This window comes from Pelagibius sp. CAU 1746 (assembly GCF_039839785.1).
Lineage (GTDB): Bacteria > Pseudomonadota > Alphaproteobacteria > Kiloniellales > Kiloniellaceae > Pelagibius.
The window spans coordinates 3,404,534-3,417,346 of sequence record NZ_JBDOQT010000001.1 but is presented as its reverse complement, the minus strand read 5'-3'; the positions used below and the strand labels follow the sequence as shown (position 1 = coordinate 3,417,346).

Sequence of the window (12,813 nt, the reverse complement as noted above, 5' to 3'; positions counted from 1 at the left end):
GGTCGGTATCGGTGAAGTCCGCAGCGACACCGATCGGCAGGGTAAGACGGCCTCCTGCGGGGGGACGTACAAGGATCGGAGACTAGTCTATGCCAGAGGGAACGCCGCGCCCGTTCGAGCGGCAGATTCATCCGGGTTCGGGACGCCGCAAGGCGCCGTTCACGCCCAAGGGCCGTCAGCTCGATGCGGACGCCCTGGAGGAGATCCAGGCGCTGCTCGGCGCCGCGCCGCGGCGGCCCGATTTGCTGATCGAGCATCTTCACCTGATTCAGGACAAGTACGGCCATCTCTCGGCGCGCCATATGCGGGCGCTGTCGGAGGAGATGAAGCTGCCGATGTCGGCGGTCTACGAGGTGGCGTCTTTCTATGCCCACTTCGACATCGTGCTGGATGGTGAAGCTCCGCCACCGCCGCTGACCATCCGGATCTGCGATTCCATCACCTGCGAGATGATGGGCGCCCAGGATCTTCTGAAGGCGTTGCCCCAGGAAGTCGGCAGTCAGGTCCGCGTCGTCGCCGCCCCCTGCATGGGACGCTGCGCCTGTGCGCCGGTGGCCGAGGTCGGGCACCGCCACGTGGACAACGCCACCGTGGAGAGCCTGACGGCGGCCGCCGCCGGCGATCATCACCCAGTCGTTCCGGACTACACGGACTTCGCGGCCTATGAGGGCGAGGGCGGCTACAAGCTGTTGCGCGCCTGCCTGGCCGGCGAACGCACGCCGGAGGAACTGATCGCGGCGCTGTCCGATGCCAGCCTGCGCGGCCTTGGCGGCGCGGGCTTCCCCACCGGCAAGAAGTGGGAGATCGTGCGCGGCTATTCCGGTCCGCGCCTCATGTCCATCAACGCCGACGAGGGCGAGCCCGGCACCTTCAAGGACCGCCATTACCTGGAGAGCGACCCGCACCGTTTCCTCGAAGGCGCGCTGATCGCGGCCTGGGCCGTGGGCTGCGAGCGCTGCTACATCTATCTGCGCGACGAGTACCCGGCGGTGCGCGAGATCCTGACCAAGGAGATCGCCAAGCTGGAGGCCGCGGGCCTCACGAAGCACTGCCCGCTGGAGCTGCGCCGCGGCGCCGGTGCCTACATCTGCGGCGAAGAGTCGGCGATGCTGGAATCCATCGAGGGCAAGCGCGGTCTGCCGCGCCACCGCCCGCCCTACATCGCCGAAGTGGGCCTCTTCGGCAAGCCGACCCTGAATCAGAACGTCGAGACGATGTTCTGGGTGCGCGACATCGTGGAGAAGGGGGCCGAATGGTTCGCTTCCCACGGCCGCAACGGCGGCAAGGGGCTGCGCTCCTATTCCGTCTCGGGCCGCGTCAAGTCGCCCGGCGTGAAGCTGGCGCCGGCGGGTATCTCGGTTCAGGAACTGATCGACGAGTTCTGCGACGGCATGGCCGAGGGTCACACCTTCCGCGCCTATCTGCCGGGTGGCGCCTCGGGCGGCATCCTGCCGGCCTCCATGGGCGACCTGCCGTTGGAGTTCGGCGCTCTCGACAAGTTCGGCTGCTTCGTCGGTTCCCACGCGGTGGTGATCCTCTCCGACAAGGATGACTTGAAGGCCGCGGCGCTCAATCTCATGCGTTTCTTCGAGGACGAGTCCTGCGGCCAGTGCACGCCTTGCCGCAACGGAACGGAGAAGGCGGTGCAGTTGATGAGCCGCGCGACCTGGGACGTCTCGCTGCTGGAGGAACTGGCGCAGGTCATGCGCGACGCCTCGATCTGCGGTCTCGGCCAGGCCGCGCCCAATCCTCTGTCCTCAATTCTCAAGTACTTCCCGGAGGAGCTGAAATGACCGGCATGAGCTCAGCACCGAAGACGGAAGTGGTTCGCTTCACCCTGGATGGACAGGACGTCGAGGCCCTGCCGGGCGAGACCATCTGGGAAGCGGCGGCGCGCTACGGCACCAAGATCCCGCACCTCTGCTACTCGCCGGAGCCGGGCTACCGCGCCGACGGCAACTGCCGCGCCTGCATGGTGGAGATCGAGGGGGAGCGCGTGCTGGCCGCCTCCTGCATCCGCGAGCCGCGCGACGGCATGGTGGTGAAAAGCGCCAGCGATCGCGCCGAGAAGGCACGCGAGATGGTCTTCGAACTGCTGGTCGCCGACCAGCCCGCGCGCGAGACCTCGCACGACCCGGAGAGCAAGTTCTGGAACTGGGCCTCCGACATCGGCGTTACCGAAAGCCGCTTTCCGGCGCGCGAGACCTGGGCGCCGGACAACAGCCACACCGCCATGGCGGTGAACCTGGACGCCTGCATCAACTGCAATCTCTGTGTGCGCGCCTGCCGCGAAGTGCAGGTCAACGACGTCATCGGCATGGCCTACCGCGGCCACGGCGCCAAGGTGATCTTCGATTTCGACGATCCCATGGGCAGTTCCACCTGCGTGGCCTGCGGCGAGTGCGTGCAGGCCTGCCCGACCGGGGCCCTGATGGAAGCCAATCTGCTGGACGACAAGGGCACGCGGACCGAATATGCGGACCGTTCGGTGGACAGCGTCTGTCCCTATTGCGGTGTCGGCTGCCAGACCACGGTCCACGTCAAGGATGACAAGATCCTCTACATCGACGGGCGCGACGGGCCGGCCAATCAGAATCGGCTCTGCGTCAAGGGGCGCTTCGGTTTCGACTACATCTACAGCCCACAGCGCCTGACCAAGCCGCTGATTCGGCGCGAGGACGCGCCGAAGAAGTGGAACGACCAGGTCGATCCCCTGAACCCCTGGACCCATTTCCGCGAGGCGAGCTGGGACGAAGCGCTGGACAAGGCGGCGGCGGGCCTGAAGAAGGTCTATGACGAGATGGGGCCTTCCGGCATGGCCGGCTTCGGTTCGGCCAAGGGCTCCAACGAGGAAGCCTATCTGTTCCAGAAGCTCATCCGCACCGCCTTCCACACCAACAACGTGGACCACTGCACCCGGCTGTGCCACGCCTCCTCGGTGGCGGCGCTAATGGAAGGGATCGGCTCCGGCGCGGTGACGGCGCCTTTCACGGCGGCCAAGGACAGCGACTGCATGATCATCATCGGTGCGCGCCCGGAGCAGAACCACCCGGTGGCCGCCACCTTCCTGAAGAACGCGGCGAAGCGCGGCGCGAAAATCATTCTGATGGACCCGCGCGGCCAGCAGATCAACCGCTACGTCTACAAGCACCTGCAATTCACGCCGGGCCGCGATGTGGCGCTGCTGAACGCCATGCTGCACACCATCATCGAGGAAGGCCTCACCGACGAGCAGTACATCCAGGCCCACACCACCGGCTTCGAGGATCTCAAGAAGACGGTGGAGGACTTCTCGCCCGAGGCCATGGAGTCGGTCTGCGGCATCGACGCGGCGACGATCCGCGACGTGGCGCGCACCTACGCGCGCTCGGAGCGGTCGATCATCTTCTGGGGCATGGGCGTCTCACAGCACGTGCACGGCACCGACAACTCGCGCTGCCTCATCGCGCTGACCATGACCACCGGCCAGGTCGGCCGTCCCGGAACGGGCCTCCACCCGCTGCGGGGGCAGAACAACGTGCAGGGTGCCTCCGATGCCGGCCTCATTCCCATGGTCTACCCGGACTACAAGTCGGTGGAACTGGATGAGGTGCGCGAACACTACGAGAAGTTCTGGGGCACCAAGCTGGATCCCAAGCGCGGCCTGACAGTGGTGGAGATCGTTGACGCCATCATCGCCGGGCAGATCAAGGGCATGTACGTCATGGGTGAGAACCCGGCGATGTCCGATCCCGACCAGGCGCACGCCCGAAAGGCGCTGGCCAAACTGGATCATCTGGTGGTGCAGGACATCTTCCTGACGGAGACCGCTTGGCACGCCGATGTGGTATTGCCGGCCTCCGCCCATGCAGAGAAGTGGGGCAGCTTCACCAACACCAATCGCGAGGTGCAGATCGGGCGGCCCGTGGCGCCGCCGCCTGGCGAGGCGCGCCAGGACTGGGAACTGACGCAGGAGTTGGCGAAGCGCCTTGGCCTTGACTGGACCTACAGCCATCCCAAGGACGTCTTTACCGAGATGACCGAGGTCATGCCTTCGCTGGCGAACATCACCTGGGATCGCCTGGTGCGTGAAGATTCGGTGACTTATCCTTGCGACGGTCCCGACGTGCCCGGCAACGAAATCCTCTTCGCCGAAGGGTTCCCGACCGCCGACGGCCGCGCCAAGATCGTGCCGGCCAAGCTGGTGCCGCCGGACGAATTGCCGGACGACGACTATCCGCTGGTGCTGACCACCGGGCGCATGCTGGAGCACTGGCATACCGGCGCGATGACCCGGCGTGCCACGGTGCTGGACAATCTGGAGCCGGAAGCCGTGGCCAGCCTGCACCCGCGCCAGCTCAGGACCATGGACCTGGAGCCCGGCGACATGGTCAAGGTGGCGACGCGCCGTGGCGAGATCGCGCTCAACGTGCGCTCGGACCGCGACGTGCCGGAGGGCATGGTCTTCATTCCCTTCTGCTTCAACGAAGCGGCGGCCAACATGCTGACCAATCCGCAGCTCGACCCCTTCGGAAAAATCCCGGAGTTCAAGTTCTGCGCCTGTAAGGTGGAGAAGCTGAAAGCCGCGGCGGCGGCGGAGTAGGGCGCCGCGGCGGGAGACCGGAGGCCGCCGTCTAGGCGTCGGGCAGTTCCTCGGCGAAGACGATGCGGTTTCGTCCTACGGCCTTGGCTTCGTACATGGCCTTGTCCGCCTGCTTGAGCAACTCGTCGCGACTGCCGGCGTCGGCGGGGAACAGGGCGACACCGATACTGGCCGTGACCGAGAGGGGCTGGCCGGAGTCCTGCACGGAAATGTTGAGCGCCTCGCGCAGGCGTCCGGCTACCACGCGTATTCCGTCGATGCCGCTGCCCGGCTTCATGCCGGCAATCACGGCGAACTCGTCGCCGCCCAGGCGCGCCACGAAGTCGCTGTCGCGCAGGCAGGAGGTCAGCCGCAGAGCCACCTTCTTCAGCAGGGCATCGCCCTCGTCGTGGCCCAGGATATCGTTCACCGGCTTAAAGTTGTCGAGGTCGATGAAAAGCAGGGCCTTCGGCGTATCCGCCTGGCTGGCGACCAGCAGGGATTGTTCCAGGAATTCGGTGAAGTAGCGCCGGTTGGGCAGTCCGGTAAGCTCGTCATGGCGGGCCTGGAAATCGCTCTGCTTGCGGCTGGCCTCGATCTCCTTGTTCTGCACGGCGAGCTGTTCGGCCATGTCGACGACCTGGACGGCCTGCTGCTCGACCATGGCCCGTTCCAGCTCCATGTCCTCGAGGTGGCGGGTGAGTTCCCTTTCCTTTTCCTCCAGGGCTTCCTTGGCCCGGGTGATCTCGGTCACGTCGGCATAGGTGGTGACGAAGCCGCCGGAGGCCAGCGGCGTGCCGATGATCTCCAGCACCGTGCCGTCCGGGCGTTCGCGGCGGAAGTTGTGCGGTTCGAACTTCCGTGCCAATGCCAGGCGTTCCTCGACCATCGCGCCGATGTCCCCCTCGCCGTACTCGCCGCGCTCGGCATTGAGGCGGAAAAGCGCTTCCAGGGGCGTGCCCGGCCGGCCCATCTCCGGCGGGAACGCGAGCAGGGTCATGAAGGCCTTGTTGACGGTGATCAGCCGCAGGCCGGCATCGAAGATGGAGATGCCGATATGCATGGCATCCAGGGCTTCCAGCACCGAAGCCTGGCAGCGGACCTCTTCGTCCGCGTCGAATGACTTTCCGTCGAACACGCGCGGTCCCCTTCGCGTGAAGCCCATCGTGCTGCATCGCAGCATTGTTTCTTTCCCGGCCCTGCTTACCGGGGGTGGGCATATTGACGGATTTGGGTGAATCCACCCTTAATCAATGCAACGAGAGGTTCTGCGCGCAGTGATTGTAATGCTGGAGATGACTCATCCGATTTTTGTGGCCGCCAGGGTGGCCTCGTCCAGCTCCACGCCGAAGCCGGGGGCCTCGCCGAGTTGTAGCCAGCCGTCCTTCTGGGCGAAGGGCTGGGTCAGCAGATAGTCGCGCCGCTCGAGGCTCCACTCCGGCGGATCGAAGGGGAACTCGATGAAGGCGGCTTCGCCCAGCCCGGCGGCAAGGTGGGTGTTGGCCACCACGCCGAAGCCGTTGGACCAGGTGTGCGGCGTGAAGGCGATACCGAACTCCCGCGCCATGACCGCCACCCGGCGCAGGCCGGTGATGCCGCCGACCAGGGCGCAGTCGGGCTGCACCACATCGAGGCAACCCTCGGCGATGAGGTCGCGGAACTCGTAGAGCTCGCGCGTCATCTCACCGCCGGCGATGCGCAGGTCGACGGAATTCCGCAGGCGTTTCAGCCCGTCGCGGTCGGCGCGGTGCAGCGGCTCCTCCATCCAGTAGACGTCCAGGCGCTCCAGTTCCCGCGCCACGGCGATGGCGTCCTTCAGCGTCCAGGGGGCCTCGGTGTCCCAGGGCATGCGCCAACCCTGGTTGCAGTCCACCATCAGCTCCAATCGAGCACCGACCCGCTCGCGCACGGATTCCAGCGCCGCGATGTCGTCGCGCCAGTCGCCCCCGCGATGCCCTCGATGGAAGCGGACCTTCATGGCGCCGAAGCCGGCTTCGGCGAAGCGCTCGGCGGTCTCCGCCATGGCCTTGGGGTCGCGCAGCACGCCGGAGGAGGCATAGGCCCGCACCCGGTCGCTGCGCCCGCCCAGCAGGCGCCACACCGGCTCTCCCGTGATCTTGCCGGTCAGGTCCCAGAGCGCCAAATCCAGCGGCCAGCAGCGCCCGTAGTGGAACTGGATGTGGGACAGCACCTCGTAGTGGCGCTCCACGCGGCGGGGGTCCTGGCCGATGAAGAGGTCCTCGTGTCCCTGCAGGCCGAGCAGCAGGTCGCCCGAGCCGATGCCGACGCGCCCCTCGTTGTCGGTGACCCGCACCACGGTGACGTCGAAGTGCTGGCGCGGGCGGCCGTCCCAACTCGCCACGAAAGGCGGGTCCAGGGGCAGGCGGTGGTGGCTGACGTCGATGCGGGCGATGATCGTCATGAGTAGGTCCGCTCTCCTTCGGCTCTCGGTCGGGCGACTCTAGGCGAGGGCCATCATAGCGCCGGCAAAGCGGTCGATGTCGGCTTCCGTGACCTCGCGGGCGCTGGCCAGGCGCATAGGCTGGTTCTCCGCGGCCCGCATCTCGGCGGCCAGGGCTGCGGCGTCGAAGCTTCGGAAGGCCTCGGGCAGGCGGCGCGCGACGCCGCAGCGGGTCATGAGGCCGCTGTACCAGCCGGGCAGGTCTTCCGCGCTCGTCAGGCCGCAGGCCCGCGCCGCGGCGGCGAAACAGCCGTCATCTTCCGCGGCGGACCAGGCGAGGGTGATTTCCAGGCCCAGGGCGGTGGCCAGGCCGTGGTGGATCGGCGCCAGGCCGGCCAGGGCATGGGAGATGTTGTGAGCGACGGCGGTGCCGCAGTTGTCGATGCCGATCCCGGCGAAGGCCGAGCCGAGCAGCATGTCGCCGCGCGCCGCCAGGTCGCCGGGACGCCTCACCGCCGTTTCCAGCGCCCCGGCGATCAGCGCCAGCGCCTTGTGGCAGGTCGGGCTGTTGCCCGGGTTGGCGTGGCGGTTGGTGCAGGCCTCAAGGGCGTGGACGAAGGCGTCGAGCCCGGTCCAGGCGGTGAGCTGCGGCGGCAGGGAGAGGGTCAGCTCCGGGTCCAGGATGACGCGCCGGGGTTTGGTTTCCTGGCCCCAGATCCACAGCTTCTTGCCCGCGGGGCCGCTGAAGATGTTGGTGGCCGAAAGCTCCGAGCCGGTGCCGGCGGTGGTCGGCAGGCAGATCGCCGGCAGGCCCCCGGCGGGCAGCGGCTGGGCGGCCAGAGCATAGTGCATGGCGTCTTTCCCTGCGGGCGCGATGGCGGCCGCAACCTTGCCGATGTCGAGGGCCGAGCCGCCGCCCAGGGCGACCACCGCGCCGGCGCCCAGGCGGCGGGCCGCTTCTGCGGCGGCGTCGATCTGCGCCGCCTTGGGCTCGCCGGCGATGTCCGCATAGAGCCCGACTGTCGCGCCGCTCTCCTCCAGGTTCCGCACCATTGGCGCGGCTGACCCGAGCTCCACCAGGGCCCCGTCGGCTACGAGCAGAACCTTCCCAGCGCCGGGGGCGACGGCCTGTACGTCGTCAGCCAGGCGGCGGCTGCGGCCGGCGCTGAAATGGATTTCCGGCACGGCGTTGAGGGAGAAGGGAGTGGGAGTCACGGTCATGGCGAGTCCTAAGCCAGGCGGTATCCTTTCCGCCCTTAGCGCAGGGCGCAAGCGGCGGCAAGTCTCTCGGCGACGGAATTTCGCTTTGCGCGCCTGACCTCAGATCTCGCCCTGGCGGCCGCGCCCTGCCGCCAGCACCAGAGCCAGGGAGCAGGCGCCGGCGATGAGGAAGCCGATGGCGAGCGGCACCACCGTCTGGTCGTAGAAGCGCCCGATGACGATGGAGAGGACCACGGCGACCAGGCTGGAGATCGAGGCGATCATTGAAGCGCCGAGCCCGGCGACGCGGCCCAGCGACTGCATGGCCATGGCGTTGAGATTGCCGAACAGCAGGCCGTTGCAGAAGAAGACGGCGAAACAGAGCGCCATGAAGAGCGGGAAGGGCGGCACACCGCCATGGCCGCGCGCCACCGCGAGCAACAGGCCGGCGAAGATGATCAGCCCCGCCAGGGCGGCGGTCGAGAGGCGGTACATGCCGTGTCGCATGACCAATTGACTGTTGGAGAAGGAGGCCAGACCGACGCTGAGCGCGATGATTGCGAAATAGAGGGCGAAGCGGTCGCCGACACCGTAGAGGTCGGTGAAGATGGCCTGGACGGTGCTGAGATACAGCAGCAGCGCGCCGAAGACCAAGCCGGCGGCGAAGGTGTAGGCCATGACCGGACCGTGGCGCAGGATCAGCAGGCCGTTGGCCAGGATCGATGCCAGGGAAAAGCGGATACGCCGCTCAGGCGTGAGCGTTTCCGGCTGGCGGACCTGCAGCCACAGGGCAACCACGGCGGCGATGGCCAGGAAGACGTTGAAGATGCCGCGCCAGTCGGCGACGGCCAGTATCGCCTGGCCCAGCGCCGGCGCCAGCATGGGCACCAGGATGAAGACCATCATGATGAAGGACATGATGCGCGCCATGGCCGCGCCCTCGAACTGGTCGCGGATCAGCGCCCGGCTGGCGATCTTCGGGCCGGAGACGCCGACCCCCTGGACGATGCGCCCCAGCAGCATCTGCTCCAGCGAGCCGGCGGTCATGGCGATGACGGTGCCGGCGCCATAGATCGCGAGACCCAGGAGGATCGCCTTCTTGCGCCCGATGGCGTCCGACAGCGGCCCGAAGAACAGCTCGCCGAAGACCATGCCGAAGATGAAGAGCGTGACGATGAGCTGGGTGTCGTTGGGATCGCCTACGGCCAGCGCCGTACCCATGTCGCTCAGCGCCGGCAGGATCGCGTCGATGCTGAAAGCGATCAGCGAGGTCGTCAGCGAGAACAGCGCGACGAATTCAGGCAGGCGCAGGGCCGGTTTGGCGAGGCTGGTGTCGGACATCTGAAAAGGCTGTCGGCAGGAAATCTTGAACGGCGTCAAGATTACCCGCTTCGGGGGCCCAAGTCCCAATGACGTTGCCGCAACCCCGTCATGCGGCCCGCCGGAAACCTGGGAACCGCGCTTTCAGGACGCGAAAAGGGCCCCGGGAAACGTCATTCCTCGGGGCCCGATGCGATGTGCCGGACTAGTCGGCGCGTGCGGGGCGCGACGGGGTCGGATCGACCGGCACCGCCCGTTTCGGCTTCACGGTGGGGCTGGGGCTGGCGCCGCCGCCCTGCTTGACGCCGCCGACCACGCCGCCGCTGAGGGTCGGGTTCACCTGCGGGGTGCAGCGGTGCTTCCACAGCGCGGCGTCCTTGTACTCATAGTGGCTCGGCCAGATCTGCTCGTCCGCGTCCTTGCCGCGCACGTAGACGCGCAGGTTATGCGCGACCGTCTTGTTAAGGTCGAACTTGGAGGCCTTCGGCGTCTCGATCTCGAAGTCGTAGAACTGCTTGCCGTTCTTCGAGTCGAAGGCGATCTTCTGGGAATCGTGGATGGTGGTGCCGCCATCGTTGATGCGGATGCGGATTTCGCCCTTGCCCTGGCCCATGTAGTTCACCCTGATCTTGGTTGTCGCCGGGCAGGCGCCGACATGGTGCGGCATGTTGGGCTGGAAGCTCATGCTGGTGATCTTGAAGGGCGAGGGACCGGCCTGAAACCCGTTCGGCGTATTGCCGCCGATCTGCGCGTTCAGGACCGGCGTGTCGTTGATCGCCGGATCGCCCTCGTAATGGATGGTCAGCGGCACCATGACGGTCTCCCAAGCGCCGCCGATCGTGTTCTTGTTCGGATTGTTGTAGTGGTACACACAGGTGGCGCCCAGGCTGATCGGACGGTCGACGGAGAAGCTGTGGTTCTGGCGCAGGAAGGCAACCTTGTCGCCTCCGCCGTCCAGGTGGTCCTGGAGTTTTTGATTGAAGATCGCCACCGGGTCGAAGCGCAAGTTGGCGGGGCCGTTCTTGACCTTGGCCAGCGGCACCACGAAAGGATCCTGATCCACCGAAGTGGTCTCCTTATGCGCTTTGGTGATCGGGTTGGCGCGATCCCATCCCGCATGGCTCGGCAGATAGGTCGCCTCGTAGAGAACGTTCTGTTCCCAGACCTGCCCGTGCCCCAGCCCAAGCGTGCCGAAGTACATCTTGGTTCCGTTGGGCGAGAGACGCGATTCGGCGAGCGCCGGTGGCTTCTCGCAGCTCACCCAACCGCTCAAGGAGATGCTGAGGTTCGGTTTCGTGGGCTGAATGTCGACGGCGTTGACGTGCTTGTTTGCCGAGGTGTTCTTGAGGACCACGGTGCCGCTGATCCCGTCCCGGGACAGCTGAATGCTGTAGACGTGGTCCGAGGTCTGGCCCGCCTGGGCCGGGGCGGTCAGGGCCGCAAGGCCCAAGGCAAGGGCCGACGCCCCTTGAGCGAAGGTCTTGAAGGAAGGCATTTTCTACTCCCACAGAAAGGCTGAATTCACGGTTCGGGACAGGAAAATCCCCCCGCTTCTGCCCATAGGTCGGCAAGGGGCGCGAAAAGGTTCAAAAGAAACTACCGACGGACCGGGGGCTTGAGAAGCGGAGCGGGCGCTTGAGGGTCCTGCACAAATTCCCGTCTTGACTGTAGGCGCGCCGGGAGGGGCGATGCGGGGTGGCACGGCGGTTGCCGCGCAGGTTCCTCAAGAAGATTGATTTAATGTCGGTCGAATCGGTGTAGTTTTCGGGGCGCCTTCGGGGAGACCCCTGCCGCTCCGCACCGATCGTTGAATTTCTCCCTGTACCAACAACTGGCAGCTAGACTCTTTTGACCGCACAGACCATTCCCGTAGATCCCTTCGAACTGATCGTCTTCGGCGGCACCGGCGACCTGGCTTTCCGTAAGCTGCTGCCGGCGCTGTTTCACCGTGACGAGGCAGGGCAGATCGTCGGACCTAGCCGGATTATTGCCGTCTCCCGGCGCCGCATCTCGGATGACGAGTACAAGGCCCGGACCCGCGAGGCGATCGAACGCTTCGTGGCCCCGGAGGATCGCGAGCCGGCCCAGGTCGAGGCCTTCGTCGACCGTGTCAGCTATGTTGCCGTCGACGGGGCCGGGCAGGACGGCTGGGAGGATCTGAAAGCCCGGCTCGGCGACACGGACGCCTTCGTCCGGGTCTTCTATCTGGCGGTCAATCCGGAGCTCTTCGGGCCGATTTGCCAGGGCATCGCGCGCAGCGGCCTCAACAGCCCGGACTCCCGCGTGGTCATCGAGAAGCCCATCGGCAAGGACTTCAAGACCGCCCAGTCGGTCAACGAAGCGGTCGGCGCCGTCTTCGACGAGCACCAGATCTACCGCATCGACCATTACCTGGGTAAGGAGACGGTGCAGAACCTCATGGCGCTGCGCTTCGCCAACGCTCTCTTCGAACCGCTGTGGAACAACGCCCACATCGACCACGTGCAGATCACCGTGGCCGAGGACATCGGCGTCGAGGGGCGCGCGGCTTACTACGATACCGCGGGCGCCCTGCGCGACATGGTTCAGAACCATATCCTGCAGCTGCTCTGCCTGGTCGCGATGGAGCCGCCGACCTCCATGGACGCCGATGCCGTGCGCGACGAGAAGCTGAAGGTGCTGAAGGCCCTGACGCCGATCGACGGGCGAAACGTCGAGCGCCTGACGGTACGCGGGCAATATGCGGCCGGAGCCTCGGCCGGCGGCGCCGTGAAGGCCTATGCCGAGGAGATCGGCAACGGTTCCCTGACCGAGACCTTCGTCTCCCTGAAGGCGGAGATCGCCAACTGGCGCTGGGCCGGCGTGCCCTTCTACCTGCGCACCGGCAAGCGCCTGGCCAGCCGGGTGTCGGAGATCGTCGTCGCCTTCCATGAGATACCCCACTCCATCTTCGGCAGCGACGCCGGCGGCGTGGTGGCCAACCACCTGGTGATCCGCCTGCAGCCCGACGAGGGCGTGAAGTTGTGGATCATGATCAAGGACCCGGGCCCCGGCGGTATGCGCCTGAAGCACGTGCCGCTGGACATGTCTTTCGCCCAGGCCTTCGGGGGGCGCAATCCGGACGCTTATGAACGTCTCCTCATGGACGTGGTGCGCGGCAATCCGACGCTGTTCATGCGCCGCGACGAGGTCGATGCCGCCTGGCGTTGGATCGACCCCATCCTCGAGACGTGGAGGAGCAAGGGCGATGCCCCCAAGCCCTACACCTCGGGCACCTGGGGGCCCAGCGCCTCGGTGGCGCTGATCGAACGCGACGGCCGTACCTGGTACGAGGACGTGGCCTGATGGGGCT

Annotated in this window: 8 protein-coding genes; 3 read left to right on the top strand and 5 right to left on the bottom strand. The window is 66.6% G+C overall.

Features of this window, described 5'->3' with window-relative positions:
• Positions 1-89 precede the first annotated feature (89 nt).
• On the top strand, positions 90-1,793 hold the full coding sequence (locus AAFN88_RS16255) for an NADH-ubiquinone oxidoreductase-F iron-sulfur binding region domain-containing protein (RefSeq protein WP_347521459.1): 1,704 nt from the start codon (positions 90-92) through the stop codon (positions 1,791-1,793).
• Positions 1,794-1,798: 5 nt separating this feature from the next.
• On the top strand, positions 1,799-4,582 hold the full coding sequence (fdhF, locus tag AAFN88_RS16250) for a formate dehydrogenase subunit alpha (protein WP_347521458.1): 2,784 nt from the start codon (positions 1,799-1,801) through the stop codon (positions 4,580-4,582).
• Between the two features lie 31 nt (positions 4,583-4,613).
• On the opposite strand, the gene AAFN88_RS16245 is transcribed toward fdhF, so the two are convergent.
• The 5 genes from AAFN88_RS16245 to AAFN88_RS16225 form a co-directional block, all read right to left on the bottom strand.
• Positions 4,614-5,699 carry a diguanylate cyclase gene (locus AAFN88_RS16245; RefSeq protein ID WP_347521457.1) on the bottom strand — a complete coding sequence of 362 codons (1,086 nt, stop codon included), beginning with the start codon at positions 5,697-5,699 and terminating at the stop codon, positions 4,614-4,616.
• Between the two features lie 162 nt (positions 5,700-5,861).
• The gene (locus tag AAFN88_RS16240; RefSeq protein ID WP_347521455.1) at positions 5,862-6,983 is read right to left on the bottom strand and encodes a mandelate racemase/muconate lactonizing enzyme family protein; all 1,122 of its coding nucleotides are present in this window, start codon (positions 6,981-6,983) and stop codon (positions 5,862-5,864) included.
• Between the two features lie 39 nt (positions 6,984-7,022).
• Positions 7,023-8,183 carry an iron-containing alcohol dehydrogenase gene (locus AAFN88_RS16235; RefSeq protein WP_347521453.1) on the bottom strand — a complete coding sequence of 387 codons (1,161 nt, stop codon included), beginning with the start codon at positions 8,181-8,183 and terminating at the stop codon, positions 7,023-7,025.
• A gap of 99 nt (positions 8,184-8,282) precedes the next feature.
• Positions 8,283-9,503, bottom strand: a complete 1,221-nt coding sequence (locus AAFN88_RS16230) for a multidrug effflux MFS transporter (RefSeq protein ID WP_347521452.1) — start codon at positions 9,501-9,503, stop codon at positions 8,283-8,285.
• A 184-nt stretch (positions 9,504-9,687) separates the two neighbouring features.
• A complete protein-coding gene (locus AAFN88_RS16225) occupies positions 9,688-10,977 on the bottom strand; it encodes a hypothetical protein (RefSeq protein ID WP_347521451.1) in 1,290 nt (429 codons plus the stop codon).
• Positions 10,978-11,330: 353 nt separating this feature from the next.
• On the opposite strand from AAFN88_RS16225, the gene zwf reads away from it, so the two are divergent.
• The gene (gene zwf, locus AAFN88_RS16220) at positions 11,331-12,806 is read left to right on the top strand and encodes a glucose-6-phosphate dehydrogenase (RefSeq protein ID WP_347521449.1); all 1,476 of its coding nucleotides are present in this window, start codon (positions 11,331-11,333) and stop codon (positions 12,804-12,806) included.
• The last annotated feature ends 7 nt before the right edge of the window (positions 12,807-12,813 follow it).

What these genes read in the sequence shown, in the direction of transcription:
- AAFN88_RS16225 (WP_347521451.1), bottom strand. Translation starts at nt 10,977, where the DNA reads ATGCCTTCCTTCAAGACCTTCGCTCAAGGGGCGTCGGCCCTTGCCTTG.
- AAFN88_RS16240 (WP_347521455.1), bottom strand. Translation starts at nt 6,983, where the DNA reads ATGACGATCATCGCCCGCATCGACGTCAGCCACCACCGCCTGCCCCTG.
- AAFN88_RS16230 (WP_347521452.1), bottom strand. Translation starts at nt 9,503, where the DNA reads ATGTCCGACACCAGCCTCGCCAAACCGGCCCTGCGCCTGCCTGAATTC.
- AAFN88_RS16255 (WP_347521459.1), top strand. Translation starts at nt 90, where the DNA reads ATGCCAGAGGGAACGCCGCGCCCGTTCGAGCGGCAGATTCATCCGGGT.
- AAFN88_RS16235 (WP_347521453.1), bottom strand. Translation starts at nt 8,183, where the DNA reads ATGACCGTGACTCCCACTCCCTTCTCCCTCAACGCCGTGCCGGAAATC.
- fdhF (WP_347521458.1), top strand. Translation starts at nt 1,799, where the DNA reads ATGAGCTCAGCACCGAAGACGGAAGTGGTTCGCTTCACCCTGGATGGA.